Annotated in this window: 17 protein-coding genes; 11 read left to right on the forward strand and 6 right to left on the reverse strand. The window is 32.0% G+C overall.

Annotation, left to right across the window (positions count from 1 at the left end; genetic code table 11):
- The first annotated feature begins 16 nt into the window (after positions 1–16).
- Positions 17–532 carry a gamma carbonic anhydrase family protein gene (locus IU405_RS10910; protein ID WP_197438639.1) on the forward strand — a complete coding sequence of 172 codons (516 nt, stop codon included), beginning with the start codon at positions 17–19 and terminating at the stop codon, positions 530–532.
- A 56-nt stretch (positions 533–588) separates the two neighbouring features.
- Here IU405_RS10910 and IU405_RS10915 read toward each other — a convergent pair whose 3' ends face one another.
- A complete protein-coding gene (locus IU405_RS10915) occupies positions 589–1062 on the reverse strand; it encodes a hypothetical protein (RefSeq protein WP_197438640.1) in 474 nt (157 codons plus the stop codon).
- A gap of 103 nt (positions 1063–1165) precedes the next feature.
- On the opposite strand from IU405_RS10915, the gene IU405_RS10920 reads away from it, so the two are divergent.
- From IU405_RS10920 to IU405_RS10930, 3 genes are all read left to right on the forward strand, one after another.
- The gene (locus tag IU405_RS10920; RefSeq protein ID WP_231749679.1) at positions 1166–2809 is read left to right on the forward strand and encodes a mechanosensitive ion channel family protein; all 1644 of its coding nucleotides are present in this window, start codon (positions 1166–1168) and stop codon (positions 2807–2809) included.
- A 91-nt stretch (positions 2810–2900) separates the two neighbouring features.
- Positions 2901–5375: a DUF5686 and carboxypeptidase regulatory-like domain-containing protein gene (locus IU405_RS10925; protein WP_197438641.1), complete on the forward strand. Its 2475-nt coding sequence runs from the start codon at positions 2901–2903 to the stop codon at positions 5373–5375.
- Between the two features lie 55 nt (positions 5376–5430).
- Positions 5431–5676: a MoaD/ThiS family protein gene (locus tag IU405_RS10930; RefSeq protein WP_231749681.1), complete on the forward strand. Its 246-nt coding sequence runs from the start codon at positions 5431–5433 to the stop codon at positions 5674–5676.
- On the opposite strand, the gene IU405_RS10935 is transcribed toward IU405_RS10930, so the two are convergent.
- Positions 5677–5949 carry a DUF3817 domain-containing protein gene (locus IU405_RS10935; RefSeq protein ID WP_197438642.1) on the reverse strand — a complete coding sequence of 91 codons (273 nt, stop codon included), beginning with the start codon at positions 5947–5949 and terminating at the stop codon, positions 5677–5679. It abuts the gene before it with no gap.
- A gap of 112 nt (positions 5950–6061) precedes the next feature.
- On the opposite strand from IU405_RS10935, the gene IU405_RS10940 reads away from it, so the two are divergent.
- Positions 6062–6484, forward strand: a complete 423-nt coding sequence (locus tag IU405_RS10940; protein WP_197438643.1) for a molybdenum cofactor biosynthesis protein MoaE — start codon at positions 6062–6064, stop codon at positions 6482–6484.
- A 60-nt stretch (positions 6485–6544) separates the two neighbouring features.
- Here the strand turns inward: IU405_RS10940 and IU405_RS10945 are convergent, their stop codons facing one another.
- Positions 6545–7561, reverse strand: coding sequence for a COX15/CtaA family protein (locus IU405_RS10945; RefSeq protein ID WP_197438644.1), 1017 nt, complete (start codon positions 7559–7561; stop codon positions 6545–6547).
- A gap of 90 nt (positions 7562–7651) precedes the next feature.
- Positions 7652–7843, reverse strand: a complete 192-nt coding sequence (locus IU405_RS10950; protein ID WP_105046282.1) for a cold-shock protein — start codon at positions 7841–7843, stop codon at positions 7652–7654.
- Between the two features lie 386 nt (positions 7844–8229).
- Here IU405_RS10950 and IU405_RS10955 point away from each other — a divergent pair, with 386 nt between their 5' ends.
- The 3 genes from IU405_RS10955 to IU405_RS10965 all read left to right on the forward strand — a co-directional run bounded on the left by IU405_RS10955 (position 8230) and on the right by IU405_RS10965 (position 13199).
- Positions 8230–9201, forward strand: a complete 972-nt coding sequence (locus IU405_RS10955; RefSeq protein WP_197438645.1) for a ribonucleotide-diphosphate reductase subunit beta — start codon at positions 8230–8232, stop codon at positions 9199–9201.
- Between the two features lie 133 nt (positions 9202–9334).
- A complete protein-coding gene (locus IU405_RS10960) occupies positions 9335–11731 on the forward strand; it encodes a ribonucleoside-diphosphate reductase subunit alpha (protein ID WP_197438646.1) in 2397 nt (798 codons plus the stop codon).
- Positions 11732–11861: 130 nt separating this feature from the next.
- Positions 11862–13199, forward strand: a complete 1338-nt coding sequence (locus tag IU405_RS10965) for a deoxyguanosinetriphosphate triphosphohydrolase (protein ID WP_197438647.1) — start codon at positions 11862–11864, stop codon at positions 13197–13199.
- 6 nt (positions 13200–13205) lie between these two features.
- Here IU405_RS10965 and IU405_RS10970 read toward each other — a convergent pair whose 3' ends face one another.
- Positions 13206–14510: a T9SS type A sorting domain-containing protein gene (locus IU405_RS10970; RefSeq protein WP_197438648.1), complete on the reverse strand. Its 1305-nt coding sequence runs from the start codon at positions 14508–14510 to the stop codon at positions 13206–13208.
- A gap of 290 nt (positions 14511–14800) precedes the next feature.
- Between IU405_RS10970 and IU405_RS10975 the strand changes: the two genes are divergently transcribed.
- Both IU405_RS10975 and IU405_RS10980 read left to right on the forward strand, forming a co-directional pair.
- Entirely contained in the window at positions 14801–15178 is a 378-nt protein-coding gene (locus tag IU405_RS10975) for a hypothetical protein (protein WP_197438649.1), read from the forward strand.
- A 20-nt stretch (positions 15179–15198) separates the two neighbouring features.
- Positions 15199–18678: a T9SS type A sorting domain-containing protein gene (locus IU405_RS10980; protein WP_197438650.1), complete on the forward strand. Its 3480-nt coding sequence runs from the start codon at positions 15199–15201 to the stop codon at positions 18676–18678.
- Between the two features lie 50 nt (positions 18679–18728).
- Here IU405_RS10980 and dxs read toward each other — a convergent pair whose 3' ends face one another.
- Positions 18729–20519 (reverse strand): 1-deoxy-D-xylulose-5-phosphate synthase, encoded by a 1791-nt coding sequence (gene dxs, locus IU405_RS10985; RefSeq protein WP_410896751.1) that lies wholly within the window; start codon positions 20517–20519, stop codon positions 18729–18731.
- A gap of 32 nt (positions 20520–20551) precedes the next feature.
- Between dxs and IU405_RS10990 the strand changes: the two genes are divergently transcribed.
- Positions 20552–21001: a nucleoside deaminase gene (locus IU405_RS10990; protein ID WP_197438651.1), complete on the forward strand. Its 450-nt coding sequence runs from the start codon at positions 20552–20554 to the stop codon at positions 20999–21001.
- The last annotated feature ends 27 nt before the right edge of the window (positions 21002–21028 follow it).

The following is a 21028-nucleotide window of genomic DNA, read 5'->3' on the forward strand; positions in this document are numbered from 1 at the left end:
AAAAAATCAACTGAACATGCCCATTATAAAACCTGTGAACGGAAAATCACCTCAAATTTCAGAGGATTGTTATATTGCTGAAAATGCCACAATTGTTGGGGAAGTTTTTATTGGAAAACAATGCAGTGTTTGGTTCAATGCAGTCATTAGAGGTGATGTACATTACATTAAAATTGGCGATAAAGTAAACATTCAAGATGGTGCTGTGTTGCATGCAACTTATTTGAAATCTCCTACAAATATTGGAAATAATGTTTCAATAGGTCATAATGCAATTGTGCATGGTTGTACCATTCACGACAATGTTTTGGTTGGAATGGGTGCTATTATTATGGATGATTGTGTGGTCGAATCAAATTCGATTATTGCAGCTGGAGCTGTGGTAACCAAAAATACCCACGTTGAAAGTGGCAGTATTTATGCAGGTGTTCCTGCCAAAAAAGTGAAAGACATTTCTCAGGAATTAATTTCTGGTGAAATTGATAGAATTGCTAACAATTATTTGAAATATTCAAGCTGGTTTCAGGAATAAAAAAGCCCAATTTCATCTAAGAAATTGAGCTTTTCATTACTAACTAACCAAACTTACTATTTTTTTCCTTCCTTTTCTGGCATTCTTTTTCTCATTCCATTTCGTGCTTCCATCATTTTTTTTCCTTTCATTTTACGCATTTTCACCATTTTTTCAAATTCCTCAAATTGTTCTTTGGTCAAAATTTCTTTCATCGCTTTTTTCATCGCAATTTGATTGTCCAATTGTTGATTTTTCATCGCAAAAAGTTCATCCTCAGAAGGTCTTTGTTTGTTAACTCTTGCCGCTTTCATTTTTTCCATAGCTGCTTTGCGCTGAGTAGCTTGTGCAAGTAACAATGGTTTGATTTGATTTTGTTGTTTTTCATTCAAATCCAATGCCAATGTCATTTTTTTAACAGCCAATTCCGAATGTTGCTCAGCGCTAAATTGCGGTCTTTGTTGTTTGTTGTTTTGGTCTTTGTTTTGTTGCGCATTTACAGAAATCGTTCCTGCAATTGCCATCATTAAAATAAGTGCGAAATTTTTCATTTTTAGGTTGTTTTTATTTTTTATTGTTGCTTCTTTGACATATAAAATATCAAAAGGTTTAACTTTGCAATTGCTTTTAACAAGTGATTAACAACCATTACCTATGAAAAAAATTATTTTTTTACTCCTTTTCGTAAATCAATTGTCTTTTACTCAAGAAACTGTTAAAGTCGATTTAAGCAATCCAAATGCAACCATTCAAACCCATTTGTATTTTTTGCAAAACAATACCTATCAACCTGAAAAATCAGCAAAAACGATTTATGGTTTACCGAAAAAGCAAGCGATTGAAAAAGCAATTAAATTAAAGAAAATCCTAGATGGAAAGGGGTTGTTTATTGATCTAAATAAAGTACCAAACAACCCAAATTATAGCGATTCTATTGGATATATCAATGTTTATAAATATGTGATTTTTCCATTAAGAATGCCTCAGATTTCTGTTGAAAAAATAAATGGGAAATGGTATTATTCTCAAGAAACGGTTGCTCAAATTGACGCAATTTACAATCAAGTTTTTCCATGGTATGTGCATAAATTGCAAAAATTAATTCCAGTTTCTGGGTATAAAAGAATTTTCGGAATTGAATTGTGGCAAATTGCTGGAATCCTATTTTTAATGATTTTTACAGTAGTAATGGTAATTATTGTTAAAAAAATTATTTACTGGGTTTTAGAAACTTTACAAAGGAAAATTACACACAAAGCCTCTGATTTTGAAGAAAAATTGGCTTTAAAACGCTTAGCACATCCTATTAGTTTGTTTGTAGGAATCAATATCATCGATATTGCATTTCCTTCTTTACAATTTGCCATAGATATAAATACTTGGGTCTTTTTATCGATAAATATTGCTGAGACTGTTTTCTTGATTTATATTTTATTGAAATTAGTGAAAGTAGTCATGGGTATTTATGCAGATTATACACAAAAAACGGATAGCAAATTAGACGATCAATTAGTGCCAATTCTCAATAATTTTTTAAAAGGAATTGTCTTTGTTTTTGGGTTTTTCAAAATATTGCGATTGTTTGGAGTAGATGCAACTACGTTATTGGCAGGAGCAACTATTGGAGGTTTGGCTTTTGCGTTGGCATCTCAAGATACCGTGAAGAACTTGATTGGGACAATCATGATTTTTATTGATAAACCATTTCATATTGGTGATTGGATTTTGACTTCTGAACTAGAAGGAACTGTTGAAAAAGTTGGATTTCGCTCCACAAGAGTTCGAGCTGCAGACACCTCTATTTTCCAAATTCCAAATAGTAAATTATCGGAAATTGTGATCAATAATAAAGGAATGTTGCTTTTTAGAAGATATCGAACAGAACTTGGATTGCGTTATGACACTCCACCAGAATTGATTGAAGCTTTTGTGAAAGGTGTTCGCGAACTTATTTTGGCACATCCAGATTCAAGAAAAGATGCTTATAATGTGGAATTTATTGGTTTTGGAGATTCTGCCTTATTAATTATGGTGAATGTTTATTTTAGAAGTTTGGACTGGAACTTTGAGCAATCTTCCAAACATAAATTGCATTTAGCCATTGTAAAATTAGCCAAAGAATTGGGTGTAGAATTTGCATTTCCTTCAACTACGGTTACTATTGAAAATTTTCCTGAGAAAAATGGATTGAATCCGAAATATGATACCAATCAAGAACGAATTGCAGCAGCAGTTTCATCAGTAGTGAATGGCTTTATTGAAGAAAATCCAACTGAAAAAAGTGAATCTGATATTTGATTCAAACAATTAAATCAAAAAATTTACAGTTGATAATTGAAAAAAGTGTAACAAAACGAACTATAATTCGACTTGTAATAAAAAATATTTCATGAAAAAAATCATTTTCTTTGGCATCTTGCTGATATCGTCAATAGTTGTTGCTCAAGTAAAAGGAACCATCACAGATAACAACAAACAACCACTTTCTTTTGTAAGTATTTATTTGGATAATACCATTACAGGAACCACTTCCAATGACAATGGGTATTATATTTTAGATTTAAAAAAGACAGGAAAATACACGATTGTATTTCAATTTTTAGGATATAAAACGCTGAAAAAAGAGGTTTCAATTTCTACATTCCCATTTCAATTGGATGTTGTTTTAGTAGAAGAGAATATTGAATTGGAAGGAATTTCGATTTCTACAAAAGACAATCCTGCCAATAAAATCATGCGAAATGTCATTGCCAATAAAGATAAAAATACTGACAAATTTGCAACCTATACAGCACAGTTTTACTCACGAGGTTTGTATAAAATAAAAGATGCTCCTGAAAAATTTTTAGGACAAACGTTGGGTGATTTTGGTGGAGGATTAGATTCCACCAGAAGTGGCATCATTTATCTGTCAGAAACGGTTTCTGAAATTAAATTTCAAAAAAAACCAAAGCGTTTTAGAGAAAAAATCATTGCTTCCAAAGTTTCTGGACGTGATAATGGTGTGAGTTTTAATAGGGCAGAAGATGCCAATATCAATTTTTATGAAAATAGCATTGAGTTTGGAAATGAACTCGTTTCGCCAACATCAGTCAATGCATTTGGGTATTATAATTTTAAATTGGTAGGAACTTTTACGGATAAAAATGGCAAACTCATCAATAAAATTAATATCATTCCAAAACGAAAAAACGACCGAGTTTTTAATGGTTTTTTGTATATTGTAGAGGATGATTGGGCAATTTATGGCGCAGATGTATCTGTAACTGGAGCCCAAATCAATATTCCTGTGGTGGATGTGTTGCATTTAAAACAAGATTACAATTATTCAAAAGAAAATGATGCGTGGGTTTTAATCAGTCAAAGTATTGATTTTAAAGTGAATTTCTTTGGATTTAAATTTGATGGTAGATTTTCTTCAGCCTATAAAGACTATAATTTTACACCCAATTTTACCGAAACTACGTTTACAAGAGAGGTGCTTTCATTCGAAAAAAATGCCACAGAAAAAGATTCTTTATATTGGAATTCCTTACGTCCTGTACCTTTGACAATTGAGGAAGTAAAAGATTATAAAGTAAAAGATAGTATCAAATTGCTAAGAGAATCAAAACCTTATTTGGATTCTTTGGATAGAAAACGAAATAAATTTGAATGGATTTCTCCAATCAGAGGATATACCTACAGAAATTCTTTTGAAAACAATACTTTTTCATACAATGGCCCTTTGCTACAAACAGGTTTTAATACGGTTCAAGGATTTTATACCTCTATTGGATTGAGTTATTTTGAGCAAATCAACAAAAAAGGAAAATGGTGGAATGCAGGTGTCAATGTAAACTATGGTTTTTCTGATGAAAAAGTGAGACCTACATTTTTCTTTACCAAAAAATGGGATAATTTTTCCAGACCAACACTTACTTTTTCTGGCGGAAATACCATTGTACAATTCAATGAACGAGAGCCAATTATGAAATTGAACAACACTATTAGTTCGTTGTTAGATAGAAATAATTACATGAAAATCTATGAAAAAATCTATGCAAAAGTCAATTATACTGAAGAGGTTGTCAATGGAATTTATCTAAATACTTCGCTAGAGTATGCCAACAGAAAACCGCTTTTTAACACCACTGATTATTCTTTTGCAGCTCAAGATAAAAACGGAGGGTATACCTCTAATAATCCATTAAATCCAACAGATTTTGTCAATGCAGCATTTGAAGAACACAGTATAGCAACGTTAAAAGTGGGAGCAACATTTGTTTTTGGACAAAAATATTTGTCTTATCCAAATAGTAAATTCAATATTGGGAATGAAAAATATCCATCCTTAAACCTTACATACACAAAACGTTTTGGAGCTTCAAACAGCGATTTGAATTCGGATGTTTTAATTGCAAATGTGCGTCAAAATATCAATGCTGGAAATTATGGAATTTTGAATTATACTGTAAGAGCAGGCGCTTTTTTACAACAAAAAAACATCGCTTTTATGGATTTTTTACAAGCCAATGGAAATCAGTTTTCTTTTCCTTTAGACAATCAATTGACCAGTTTCAATTTGTTAGAATACTATAAATTTTATTCAAATGATAGCTATGCTGAAGCACATGTTGAGCACAATTTCAAAGGGTTTTTATTAGGTAAAATTCCTCTGATAAACAAATTGAACTTCCATTTAGTTGGTGGCGCAAAAACAATGATGATGGCTGATAAAAAACCATATACGGAGTTTTCCATTGGTTTGGACAATATCGGTTTTGGAAAATGGCGTTTTTTACGCATTGATTATGCAAAATCCTATTATGCAGGAATTCGCAATGACGGATTTTTATTTCGTTTGAATTTGTTGGGGCAATAATTGGCTGTATTTTTTATCTCGAATTCACAGATTTTATTTATTTTTTTTGCAATAAATGATGACTATCAAAATCCTCTTTTTCGGAATCACAACAGATTTGACAAAAACCTCTGAAATCTCTTTTCAGATGCCAAAAAATGCCAAAGTAAAAGAGTGTAAATTGGCTTTGATAGGGCATTATCCATCACTAAAAAACATCAATTCCTATGCAATTGCAGTGAATGAAAGTTACGCAGATGATGATTTGGTGTTACAATCAAATGATGTAGTTGCTATCATTCCACCTGTGAGTGGAGGGTAATTATCGTAGGTATTTTTGATCTACATAAAATGTTCCAAATGGAATGATTGAACCCAAAAAAACAATGGCCAAATCTTTAAATTTCCATTGCATTTCATCTTTGATAAGATAAGCCAAAATCAAATACAGCATAAATAACAATCCATGTGGCATGCCTAATAATTTTACATAACTAGGATCATTTAAAACATATTTAAAATACAATCCTAAGGACATTAATAATAAGTAGGAAATTCCTTCCAAAAACCCTACAATTCTAAAGGCTAGTTTCATTTTTTTTTGAGTTTTAAAGTTGCAAAGTTACAAAGTTACAAAGTCGCAAATATCTAAAAATCCAACAATCTAATCATCTAACAATCTAAATCTTTGCTATTTTTGTAAAATTATGCAACGAACTTCTATAAAAATTACCACAGAAAAACTTGATGTACAAACATGCTATGATTTTGTCTTTGATGAAACTTGTGGTGGAATTGTCACTTTTATAGGGACCGTTCGCAATGATACACAAGGAAAAAAGGTAACGCAATTGGATTTTTCAACATACAAACCCATGGCAATCAAAGAAATGGAATTGATTGCTCAAGAAGCGTTGCAGCAATTTGAAATTCATAAAATTGCGATACATCATGCAGAAGGCTCACTGCAAATAGGAGCAATTCCTGTGATTATTGCTGCATCTGCAAAACACAGAAAAGCTGCCTTTTTAGCCTGTGAATTTGCCATTGATACCCTCAAAAAAACAGTTCCTATTTGGAAAAAAGAATATTTTGAAGATGGCGAAGTTTGGGTCAATGCGCATCCGTAAAAAGTTTGAATTGTTTAAAAATTTCAGGTTTAAAGTTTTATCACTAAAAACTAAAAACCATCAACCAACCTTCCTGCTTTGTTGCCACAAATAAAATTGCAATCCAAACAAAAAGGCACCTGCTAATAAGTGGATAGCCTGAGTTCCCATGGGAATTTCAGCATAATACATCAATATGCCTGTGATGGTTTCAAGGAAAATCAAAAATACAATCCAATTGACCAACTTATAGCCCAAGTTTTTTGCTTGATTCAAATAAAACATACCAAAATTCACCAACACAATCGCAATAGTAAACGACCTGTGAAAATAAAATTTAAAACTCGGATTCATCAAACTGTAGTTTTTGTTTTCAAAGCCATATAATTTTACTTGTTCATCAATAAACTGTCGTACTTGCGTTCCCATGGCAATCTGAATCAATGAAAAAAGTACGGATATAATCAATAGGCGATTAAATAGTTTGTCGTATTTATAAACCCTATTTTTTTCTGATATGATAAATTTCAATCGCAATAAAAGTCCAATAATAATCAAACCAACCACCATGTGAATGGTAATGATAGTAGGAGTTAAATTAGAATCAACCACTGTTTTTCCTAGCCAAGCTTCAAAAAGCATTAAGAAAAATGCTCCAAATGAAAGCAATGGAATTGTCTTATTTTCCTTCCAAAATTTAGTAGAAGCATATATTAAAAATAAAAATACAAATCCTGCCAACACCGAAACCAATCTGTTGATATATTCAGTCCAAGTATGGAATGTATTAAACACAGCATAATCATGTTTGGTGTATTCAGTCCAGTTTTTTGCATTGAATTCAGTGGCTGTTTTCAAATCATTTTCGGCAACAAAAAGCGTTTCGTCTTTAATGATAATCATTCCTTTTTTGAACTCTGTATTAGGTTTCCAAGTTATTTGTTCTTCTTCAGTTGGCGGAATATAATAGCCAAAACACTTGGGCCAATCAGGGCAACCCATTCCTGAGCCTGTCATTCGTACAACAGCTCCTGCTAAAAAAATAAGATATAAGGAAACAATCGAAATTGTAACAATTTGAGGAAACCTACTTTTCATTTGATTAAATTTTATGCAAAAATACGACAAAAGAAAAGTCGCTTCAAATAATTGAAGCGACTTGTTCTAATGTAAAAAAATTCTAAATAGTTATATAACTTTTACGTTAACCGCGTTTAAACCTTTTCTACCTTCTTTTAATTCAAATTCAACTGTATCGCCTTCTCTAACCTCATCTACTAAGCCAGAAATGTGAACGAAATGCTCTGTTTTTGAACCATCTTCAGTAATGAATCCAAAACCTTTAGATTCGTTGAAGAATTTTACTGTACCGTTTTTCACTTTAAAAAAATAAATGTTAATAATGAATCAAAGATACAGTTATATTTTGTGTTTTTGATTCTTTTATGAAAATAAATTTCTGATACTCTTTTTGTTACTAAAAATGGATGCATTTTTCAAACAATCATTTCCCAAAAAAAGAATTTTATGAGAAATCCCCTAAAATGAATGGTTTACAGAGTTTTTAATTTTTATAGCTTTGAAAATCAATTAATTAATAATTTTAGTTTTTCTGTGAAAAATGGGTAAAACATCAAAATTGTTAAAAACTTTAAGCAATTTGTGAATAAGTATCCCTTTCATTTTGGATTAAAAATTTCAATCTTTGTAAGCATCGTTTTTAAATAATTATTTATTAATATCTAACTCTCAAAAAAATATATAAAATGTCTTTTACAGAACCCATTTTACAACCTAATGACAATAGATTTGTAATATTTCCTATTCAACATAATGATTTATGGGAATGGTACAAAAAACAACAGGCTTGCTTTTGGACTGCCGAAGAAATTGATTTACACTCAGACATCGTTGATTGGAATACCAAATTGACAGATGATGAACGCTATTTCATCAAACATATCTTAGCATTTTTTGCAGCTTCAGATGGTATTGTGAATGAAAATTTGGCGGAAAACTTTGTGAATGAAGTGCAATATTCTGAAGCAAAATTCTTCTATGGATTTCAAATCATGATGGAAAACATTCACTCTGAAACCTATTCGTTGTTGATTGATACCTATGTAAAAGATGAAGTTGAAAAAGACAGATTGTTCAGAGCTATTGAGGTTTTTCCAGCCATCAAAAAGAAAGCAGAATGGGCATTAAAATGGATTGAATCTGATTCTTTTGCTGAACGATTAATTGCTTTTGCAGCAGTAGAAGGTATTTTCTTTTCAGGTGCTTTTTGTTCTATTTTTTGGTTAAAGAAAAGAGGATTATTACCAGGATTGACATTTTCGAACGAATTGATTTCTAGAGATGAAGGCATGCATTGTGATTTTGCAGTGCATTTACACAACAATCATATTGTAAATAGAGTGACTCCTGAACGTATCAGAGAAATTATTGTGGATGCATTAAACATTGAGCGTGAATTCATTACAGAATCATTACCGGTAAGTTTGATTGGAATGAATGCAAAATTGATGACTCAATATTTAGAATATGTAACGGATAGATTGTTACAAGAGTTTGGATGTGATAAAGAATATGAATCAACAAATCCATTTGATTTCATGGAGATGATTTCTTTGGAAGGAAAAACCAATTTCTTCGAAAAAAGAGTTTCTGAGTATCAAAAAGCAGGAGTAAAATCAGGAGGAACTGGAAGCATTAGCTTCGATTCTGATTTTTAAGCTGCATTCCTAGAAAAAGAAAAAGAGACCCTATAACTGAATATTTTTTCAGATTTCAATAATGTAGAACTCCTAGAAATGGGATGTTTTGATGGCTAAAAAAAACAACTAACAAAATTAAACGAGTAAACCAATGTTTGTATTAAAAAGAGATGGTAGAAAAGAGCCTGTGATGTTCGATAAAATCACAGCTAGAGTAAGAAAAATGTGCTACGGATTGAACACAATTGTAGATCCTGTAAAGGTTACAATGCGTGTTATTGAAGGCTTGTATGATGGAGTAACTACTTCAGAATTAGACAATTTAGCAGCAGAAATTTCGGCAACTATGACAACTGCTCATCCTGATTATGCCAAACTTGCAGCTCGAATTGCAGTATCAAACTTGCATAAAAATACCAAAAAATCGTTCTCAGAAACTATGGACGATTTGTATCATTATGTAAATCCACGAACTGGAAAAAAATCGCCATTAATTGCAGATGATGTTCATGAAATCATCAAAGAAAACGCTCAAAAATTAGATTCTACCATCATCTATAATAGAGATTTTAACTACGATTATTTTGGTTTTAAAACATTAGAGCGTTCTTACTTGTTGAAATTAAACGGAGAGATTGTGGAGCGTCCTCAACAAATGTTGATGCGAGTTGCAGTAGGAATTCATAAAAATGATATTGACGAAGCCATTGCTACCTACGAATTGATGAGTAAAAAATATTTTACACATGCTACTCCAACATTGTTCAATGCAGGAACTCCAAAACCACAAATGTCGTCTTGTTTTTTATTACAAATGCAAGATGATAGTATTGATGGAATTTACGATACCTTAAAACAAACCGCTAAAATTTCACAATCTGCAGGAGGAATAGGATTGTCTATTCACAATGTAAGAGCTACAGGAAGTTACATTGCAGGTACTAATGGAACATCAAATGGAATTGTGCCTATGTTGCGTGTTTTCAATGATACTGCACGTTACGTAGATCAAGGTGGAGGAAAACGAAAAGGTTCTTTTGCAATTTATATTGAAACTTGGCATGCAGATATTTTTGATTTCTTAGATTTAAAGAAAAACCATGGAAAAGAAGAAATGCGTGCAAGAGACTTGTTTTATGCGATGTGGATTTCAGATTTATTCATGGAACGTGTGCAAGAAGATAGCAAATGGACGTTGATGTGTCCGCACGAATGTCCGCATTTATATGATACATATGGAGAGGAATTTGAGCGTTTATACACCAGTTATGAAACTGCAGGAAAAGGTAGAAAAACAATCAGAGCACGTGAATTATGGGAAAAAATCTTAGAATCGCAAATTGAGACTGGAACGCCTTATATGTTGTATAAAGATGCTGTAAACCGTAAGTCTAATCAAAAGAATTTAGGGACCATTCGTTCATCAAATTTGTGTACTGAAATCATGGAATATACAGCGAAAGATGAAGTTGCTGTATGTAATTTAGCGTCAATTGCGTTACCAATGTTCATTACCGAAAATGAAAATGGTGTAAAGTTTTTCAATCATAAAAAATTATTCGATGTTACGAAAAAAGTAACGCGCAATTTAGACAGTGTGATTGATATGAATTACTATCCTGTAAAAGAAGCGGAAAATTCTAATTTCAGACACAGACCAATTGGACTAGGAATTCAAGGTTTGGCAGATGCATTTATCCAATTGAGATTGCCTTTTACATCCGAAGAAGCTAAAAAACTAAACCAAGAAATTTTTGAAACCATTTATTTTGCTGCAGTAACATCTTCTATGGAAATTGCCAAAGCAAAAGGGGCGTATTCATCATTCCAGGGTTCTCCAATGTCAGAAGGAGAATTCCAATACAATATGTGGGGAATCAAAGATGAGGAATTGAGTGGCAATTGGGATTGGGCAAAATTGCGCAAACAAGTGATGAAACACGGTGTTCGTAATTCATTATTAGTAGCGCCAATGCCAACAGCTTCTACATCACAAATTTTGGGAAATAATGAAGCTTTTGAACCATATACTTCCAATATTTATACAAGAAGAGTATTGTCAGGGGAATTTATTGTGGTAAACCAACATTTATTAGAAGATTTGGTTGCCCTTGGTTTGTGGGATAATGACATGAAAGAAGACATTATGCGTGCAAATGGTTCTATCCAACATATTGAAAAAATTCCAGCAGAGATTAGGGAATTGTATAAAACTGTTTGGGAAATGAGTATGAAAGATATTATTGATATGGCACGTCACAGAGGTTATTTCATTGATCAATCACAATCATTGAACTTGTTTATGAAAGATCCAGATTATGGAAAATTAACTTCAATGCATTTTTATGCTTGGAAATCTGGATTGAAAACAGGAATGTATTATTTGAGAACAAAATCAGCTGTAAACGCAAAACAATTTACACTGAATATCGAAAAGAAAGAAGACGAAGTTTTGGTAGAAAAACCAATGACTCCAGCAGAATTCAAAGCGATGGTTGAAGCCTCAAAAAATGCTGGTCCAGAAGATTGTGAAATGTGTGGATCTTAATTGATTGTCATTCTGAACTTGTTTCAGAATTCAATAAATATAATAGTGAACAAAAAAGAGAAGCAGCATTGTTTCTCTTTTTTGTATTTTCGAAAACTTAAAACAGCTACTGAACTAAATTCAGCATACAATGAACTGGGAACAACTCCTCTCTTTAAAACGATTTGGTGATACCGAAAAACGACCAAGAATTTCACAAGACGAAACACGTTTGGGTTTTGATGTGGATTTTGACAGAATTATATTTTCATCTGAATTTAGAAGCTTGCAAGATAAAACTCAGGTAATTCCACTTTCTGAAACCGATTTTGTACACACACGTTTAACACATAGTTTGGAAGTTTCTGTAGTTGGCAGAACTTTGGGCAGAAGAGTAGGAAAAGTATTGTTAGAACGTCATCCCAATTTGGTTGATTTGGGCTATACTTTCAACGATTTTGGAGCTATAGTTGCAGCAGCTTCTGTAATGCACGACATTGGAAATCCGCCTTTTGGACATTCAGGCGAGAAAGCCATTGGCGAATATTTTTCCTCAGGAAATGGCGTAAAATACAAAGACCAATTAACGCCAAAAGAATACCAAGATTTGATAGATTTTGAAGGAAATGCCAACGGTTTCAAAATCTTGACAGAGAATAAAGAAGGAATTTCAGGAGGTTTGCGTTTGAGTTATGCAACTTTGGGTGCATTTTTAAAATATCCCAAAGAAAGTTTGCCTAAAAAACCAACCAATCACATTGTAGATAAAAAATATGGATTTTTTCAATCAGAAAAAGAAGCTTTTTTAGATGTGGTTACTGATTTGGGAATGACAAAAAAATCAATAGAAAATGTTTCTTATTTCAGACATCCTTTGGCTTATTTGGTAGAAGCTGCAGATGATATTTGTTACACTATTATTGATTTTGAAGACGGTATCAATTTGGGTTTGATAGAAGAAGAATTTGCTTTAGAATACCTAATAAAACTCGTAAAAGACACTATTGACATCAAAAAATACCATTCACTGCAGCATAAAAAAGACAGAGTAAGTTATTTGAGAGCCTTGTCAATTGGAGTTTTAATCAATGAAGCAGTAGATATTTTTTTAGCAAATGAAGAGAAAATTTTAGCAGGAAATTTTGAACGTTCTTTATTGGATAAATGCAAATATGAAGCACAAATCAATGATATTATTAAACTAAGTATTTCAAAAATATACCAAAGTAAAGAAGTTGTTGAGAAAGAGGTTGCTGGCTATAGAATTATTGCAGACTTGTTGGATGTATTTATAAATGCCTTAAATAATCAACATGTAGGAATTGCTTCAAACTTCGATTCACTGATTTTGAAGTTATTGCCACAGGAATATCAGACAAAATCAACATCTCTCTATGAGAGAATCATGAGTATTTGCAGCTATGTTTCAGGAATGTCTGATGGTTTTGCCATCAGACTCCATAAAAAATTAACAGGAAATAGTATTTAAATCAAACTAGTATTTAATTATTTTTTCTGTAAATCTCAAGTTTGATGTTGAATCAGAAATAGAAATAATATAAATTCCTGATTGTAAATTACCAATATTATTTAAAGTAATTGAATTACTACCATCATAATTAAGTTGTTTTGAGAATATCACAGAACCCTTAATATCAATCAGTTTTACGTTTAATTTTGTGCTATTTAAGTTGCTAAAGCTCAGTGTAATTTGATCAGAAAATGGATTTGGCCAAGTAGTTATTGTTGATGCTGAATTCACTTCCTCAATACTTAGTGTTGAACAAATGGACCATCCCATATCTTTAAAAAAACCAAGAGTAACATCACCAGGAGTATGATTTGCTTCGCCACTTGCAATTCTTGGCGTCATTAATGAATTTGCATTGCCAGCGCTAAACACATCTTCATCCCAATGACTGTAGCTTGAGCCAGATTTAAACTCAGATGGCGCATAAATTTTTGGTAAAAAATTACCATTTTGAGTGATAGCAGTTGGACTGTTTGAAAACAAATTGTTGCTTGTAAGAGCTGTAAGTAATTCTGGTGAAGGATCAGGTAATGTTAGTATTGAAATATTGTTTGAGTTTTCGATAAAATTATCATAAATAAGTGGTCTAGTATTACTTCTTATTGCTCCATTCGCTTCATTATTGCTATCAATTCTTCCAAAACCAACAAAACCTAATCCATGACCAAGTTCATGAAGCACAACAGAAACAAAATCATGTTTGTTAGAAGGAGGATTACCATCTATACCAAAATAAAAATCAAAGTCGCTATTAAAATTGGCATTAATATCATTTGAGCCACCAAATTCTCCACGATCTTGACCAAGTAATTTTTCATATAACGCTGCAGGATACCAAGAATTCGGATCAATACCTGGAACACCATTTATAGTATTTAAACTTGCAGGAGATGCGCTTCCTAATGTATTTTCCCCTAAAACCTTAAATTCTGCAATCACATTTATAGGAACAGGAGATTCAATAATATGAGCCCAAATATCCACAGCATGTTGAAATGCAGCTTGTGCTTCTGGAGTGAAACCTACATAGGTAACTACAAAATTTGAACAAGGAGAATTTGTAAGATTTACACTTTTTCTTAAATTATCAATTTTTGATTTATCAAATGGTTTTGTATCTGGATGATAAACACAAATTGGATCGGTGATTTCAATTTCTTTAAAATCACGAATTTGAGCTGATGTTATTGAAATCATCATTAAAAAAGCCAATAATAATGATGTTTTTTTTAACGAGATGTTATTTGAAATGAAGTAATTCTTTTTCATATGTTATAAAGTTATCGTTTTTTTCAAAAATAAAATGCTAAAATAATATATTTGATTGGCTTTTTATATATCGTAATTCATATTTTTTTGATGTTAAAATTTTCATATATACATTAATTAACAGTTGTTTTTTTTAGATAAAATCAAGTATAATTGTACTCTTAGCATTTTAATAAAATCAATTAATTATTTTTCTTTTAAAAATTAACACACCAAAATGTATAAAAACAAAAAGATAACTTTATTTTTATAAAATTATTTGAATGTTAAAAACGTAATAATACTATATAATGATTAGAAAAATTTTAGCAAGTATAAGTGTTACTCTTGCAATTATCTCTTTTTTTAACTGCAAAACAAAAAACATAAAAGACACTGAAAACATAGAAATTGTGATGCAACATAAAAATATTCTCAAAGAAATTTTAAGTCCAGATAAGTCTAAAATTTTAATTTTAGAATATGTTGATAAGATGGAAATCCCCATACTTTTTAAGTATAAAGTTTTAGATTCAACATCCAAAAAAGAACTGATTTCTGGAGTTTTTTCAGGAGTTAAAATGGAGTGGGAAGATGATACAAGTATCAAAGCGCACAGTTATATAGCTATTGTTGAAAAAGACAACCAAAATCCTGAAAAATTGTATAAAATAATCAAAGTTGAATAATAAAACACTCCTTAATTCATATGAAAAAAATCCTACTTACATCAAATATTTTAATAGCACTTCTTTTCCTTTCATTAGCATCTTGCCAAAAAGAAACAAATGATGTTCATCAGATTGAACAAAAAATCAAACCAATTCCCTATAAAAAACTCAAAAAAAATGCGGATGAAAGGCACAAAAAAGGAATAGAACAAATGGCTGAATATCAGTTTCAAATTAGAAAAATAATTACTGATAAAGAACCTACCTATCAAAAAGGATATTTGTTTGAGGAGTTTAAAAAAGCAACCACTAATAAATCATTATTCAAAAGTGCAAAAGCACTAAATCCAACATTTATAGAGCGAGGTCCTGCAAACGTTCCAGGAAGAACAAGAGGAATGGCTATTGACCCAACAAATAACAAACGTTGGTTTGTTGGTACAGTTAGTGGTGGAGTTTGGCTTACAGAAGATGAAGGGGTTTCTTGGGTAAATTTAACAGATACTTCAATTCCCAATTTATCAACTTCCACCATTGTGATTAGTCCACAAGACAAAAATACATTGTATGTTGGTACAGGAGAACCTTTTGGAAATCTTGGTGCAGTAGGTGGTGCAGGTGTTTTTAAAACAACTGATGGAGGAACAACTTGGTCAAGTTTAGGAAACTCATCCTCATTTGGAGACGTTGGAAGAATTATCATCAATCCAACAAATAAAAATAATGTCCTAGTTGGAACCACAAGAGGAATTTATAGAACAATAGATGGAGGCGCAAATTGGACTCAGACATATGCAACTTCAGGCTCAAATTGGGTACAAGATTTAGACGCAGATCCCACTAATTTTAATATTCAATATGGCTCAGTAAGAAATTTTGGTTTGGTTAAAAGTATTGATGGTGGTCTTACTTGGACAACAATATTTAATAGAGCAAATTTTAACACTAGCCACAGCAGATTTGAAACCGCAATTTCTCCTGCAGACCCAAATTCATTATTTATAAGTGTTTACACACCAAATTCTGCAGCAACTACAGGAGTAAATACTGATTTTTATGTGTCAAGAAATAAAGGAGATACATTTGTTAATTTAAAAACAAATGGTTCTGCTGCGAATGCAAATCTTGTTACAGGTCAAGGTTGGTATGATAATATTATTTTGGGACATCCTTTTGATGCTAATGTTTTTTATGTTGGAGGAGTTGCTGTTTTTAAAGTAACTATAACAGGCACAAACTTTATTTCAACTTCAATTGCCTCTGGATATGACTCTTCAAAAATCAATAATGAAGTGCATGTTGATCAACATGGAATGGAAGTAATTCTTGGAAATAATCAAGAATTTCGAATTCTATTAGCCAATGACGGAGGTGTTTATAGTACCTCATTTAAAACTGACCCTGGAAATACAGAAGGAGATTGGTCAGAAATTGCAATGGGCAAAAATAGTACTCAATTTTATGGAGCCACAAAACAAAATGGTGTAGATAATTATTTAGCAGGTGCTCAAGATAATGGTACATGGATTAGTTCTGGAAATAATTCAAATTCAACTAAAAGTTATCAGAAGATACTTGGTGGTGATGGTTTTGAGGTAATTTGGCATTATAACAAACCAGGAAATTTTATTGGGGTTTCTCAAAATTATGGTCAAGTGGGAAGATACATAAACTATGTTGGAGCATTGTCTAATTTTGCAGATTCTGGTAATGGCAATGTTTCCCCTTTTTATGCCAAATTATCTAATGCCGATAACAATCCAGATGCAGTTTTTGCAGTAACTATGAACGGAGTTTGGCGTTCTACAGATTTTGCAGTAACTTGGAAATTGACTCCAATTACGGATGGTTTTCAACCCTCATTTAGTAGCTCTCTTAACGTTGAGGTTTCTACAGCAGACCCAAATGTGGTTTGGGCTGGAGGAGCAATGACCGAAGATGGCTTAACGTCTTTACATGTTTCAGAAGACAATGGACAAACATTTACCAAAACTAACACTTTTGATAATCCTAAAAATAATCATAGTTTAAATATTTCAGGAATAGGAACTTCTTTGACAGAAAGAAAAAGAGCATACGCACTTTTCTCTGCACAAGGGGCAGCAAAAATTTTAAAAACGGAGGATTTAGGGGTTACATGGACAGATATTTCTGGATTTGCAGGTACTACTAAATCAGGTTTTCCAGATGTTGCTGTTCATTCAATTGTAGAAATGCCTTTTGATGAAAATATCATTTGGGCAGGTACTGATATTGGAATTTTTGAAACTACCAATGGTGGTCTTAATTGGAGTTTGCTGAATAATTTCATACCTGTTGCTGTATATGATATGAAAATTGTAAACGATCAAGTTGTGATTTCCACGTATGGAAGAGGAATTTGGACAGCAACATTAACTCAACTTGCCAACTACACTTTACCAGCATTTTTAGCTACTCCTGAAGTATCTTCTACACAAAAATCAATCGAAAGTCTTAAAACAATTGTTAGTTATAATGTAACTTTAGATGAAGTAAATAGAGTAAAAATATTTATTGATGGTGTAGAACAATCCGAAATTATTCAAGATTTTAATACAGGAATTATATATAAATTCGAAACTGCAGATTTGTCTGAAGGGACGCACAAATTTGGAATTCAATTATTTAATGACACAAATAACACAAAATCAATTCTGAAAGAACACGATTTTATGGTAATTGATTTTGATACTCCCTCTCAAAGTTTAGGAATTAGTCAATTTTCCAATCCTGATGTTTTTACGATAAATGGAGAATTTGTAATAAATAGTGTTGGAGGTAAAGTATCTCAAAATGTATTAAACAACGTAAATCACCCTTATGAAGACAATAAAGTTTCAACAACTTATTTAAGAAAACCATTGACAATTTCGGAAGCAAATAAAAATTTTACTTATGAAGATGCAGCAATTGTTGAACCCTTTACAGATGATTTAGCGGACTTAAACAGTTTTTTTGATTTTGTAATTATAGAAGCAACAACCGATTTGATAACCTGGAAAACACTCGATAAATATGATTCTAGAAGATTTCCTGAATGGTTAACCGAATTTAATAAGGGCACTGCTGCAACTATAAACAATGAGTTATTCAAATCTCAAACAATCGTTTTGACAAATAAAGGATTTTCTATTGGAGAAACTATTGTCATTCGTTTTAGATTGGTAGCAGACCCTGGAGTCAATTCATTTGGATGGGCAATCAAGTCTATTGAAGGAGCAACAGCCAGTATCAATGACGTTCTTAATAACAAAAAAATATTCACTATTTATCCTACTATTTCAGATGGGAATTTTACAATTTTTGCTAAAAACACACTTGGAAAATCAATCATAAAAATTATTGATATCAATGGCAAAGAGGTTTATAATAGAAAAATTAATTTTTCATCAACATCAAAACATCCTTTGAGTGTTTCTTTAAAATCTGGAATTTATTTTGTAAATCTTACCGATGAAAACAAAAAACATTCTTCAGCTAAAATTATTATCGAATAAAGTTGAGTTAGGTATTACTAAAAAAGACGTCCTAAGTGACGTCTTTTTTGTTATATAGAATTTAAATAATTTGTAAAACTCTCAACATCTAAATGTAATTTCTGTTGCAATTGATGCACACTTCCATGCTCAATAAATTCATCAGGAATTCCTAAAATTTTGACCTCTTTTTTGTAGTGATGTTTTGCTGCAAATTCCAACACTGAACTTCCAAATCCACCAGAAATAACACCATCTTCAATAGTGATAATGTTTTCGTGATTTGTGAAGATTTCATGCAATAAATCTTCATCCAAAGGCTTTACAAAACGCATATCATAATGAGAAATTTCATCTTTTTTGATAGTAAATTCGAAAGATTGTTCTACAATTGAACTCATAGTTCCAATTGATAAAACAGCTATTTTTGAACCTTTTTGCAAACAAATACTTTTTCCAATTTCAATTTCCTCAAAAGGTTTTTCCCAATCAATACTATTTCCAAATCCTCTTGGATATCGAATTGCAATCGGATTTTTCAATCCTTGTTGGGCTGTAAATAATAAATTTCTCAACTCAATTTCATTGCTTGGTGCAGCAATTATTAAATTTGGGATGCAACGTAAATAAGCAATATCAAAAACACCATGATGTGTCGCTCCATCTTCGCCAACCAAACCTGCTCTGTCCAAACAAAAAATAACAGGTAAATTTTGCAAAGCAACATCATGAATCACTTGATCGTAAGCACGTTGTAAAAATGTGGAATAAATAGCACAAAACGGAATCAATCCCTGTGTTGCCATTCCTGCAGCCAATGTTACTGCATGCTGTTCAGCAATTCCTACATCAAAAGTGCGTTTTGGGAACTTTTCCAGCATCAAATTCAACGAACTTCCTGTCAACATTGCTGGAGTTATAGCTACAATTTTTTCATTTTTTGTTGCCAATTCAACCAGCGTTTTTCCAAAAACATCTTGGTATTTTGTAAAAACACTTTTCTCTTTTGGAAGGCGTTCTCCTGATAATTTATCAAATTTTCCAGGGGCATGATAGGTCACTTGATCTTCTTCTGCTTTTTGCAAACCTTTCCCTTTGGTGGTAATAATATGTAGGAATTTGGGACCTTTGATGGCTTTCAATCTTGTTAATTCCTGAACTAATTTTGAAATATCATGTCCATCAATTGGACCTGAATAATCAAAATTCAAGGCTTTGATAATATTATTTTGAGCAGCTAATTTTTTATCTGTTTTCACTTTGGTCAGATATTCTTTCAAAGCGCCCACAGAAGGATCAATCCCAATAGCATTATCATTCAAAATGATGAGAATATTTGCATCAGAAACACCTGCATGATTCAACGCTTCAAAAGCCATTCCACTAGCTATAGATGCATCCCCAATAACTGCTATATGCTGTTTTTCTAGATTTCCTTTGATAGCAGAGGCAATAGCCATTCCTAAAACTGCCGAAATTGAAGTCGAGGAATGTCCAACTCCAAAAGCATCAAACTCACTTTCTTTTCGCGATGGAAAACCAGCAATTCCTCCCAATTGTCTATTGGTGTAAAAAATATCTTTTCTACCCGTTAAAATTTTGTGTCCATAAGCTTGGTGACCAACATCCCAAACTAATAAATCAGAGGGAGTATCGAACAAATAATGCAAGGCAATTGTAAGTTCAATGACGCCCAAACTCGCGCCCAAATGCCCTTCTTTGGTGGCAATAATATCGATGATAAATTCGCGCAATTCTTTTGCCAAAATTGGCAATTGCGATAGATGCAATTTTCTTACATCAGAAGGATTTGATATGTTTTTTAATAAGTTTTCCAAAACAGTACAAAAATACAATTTCAATTTTTGTAATATTACTTTTTATTTTACAAAAAATGATACAACCATTTGATGATACTTATTTTATGAAAAAAGCCTTGCAAGAAGCTGAAACTGCCTTTGAAAAAGGTGAAGTTCCTGTGGGCGCAATTATTGTTCATAAAAATCAAATTATTGCTAGAGCACATAATTTAACAGAAACCTTGAATGACGTAACTGCTCATGCAGAAATGCAAGCTTTTACAGCGGCAGCTGATTTTTTGGGAGGTAAATACTTAAAAGACTGTGTTTTATATGTTACTTTGGAGCCTTGTCAAATGTGTGCAGGAGCCAGTTATTGGACGCAAATTGGTAAAATTGTTTTTGGAGCCAGTGAACCAGAAAGAGGTTTTCTTCATTTAAAAACTACATTACACCCCAAAACAGTTGTTCTTGGAGGTGTTTTAGAAACAGAATGTTCTCAAATTTTAAAACGTTTTTTTATTGAAAAAAGAAATTTAAATTGATGTAAAACTGTTAAAATTTTAACAAAA

This window comes from Polaribacter sp. BAL334 (assembly GCF_015767435.1).
GTDB lineage: Bacteria > Bacteroidota > Bacteroidia > Flavobacteriales > Flavobacteriaceae > Polaribacter.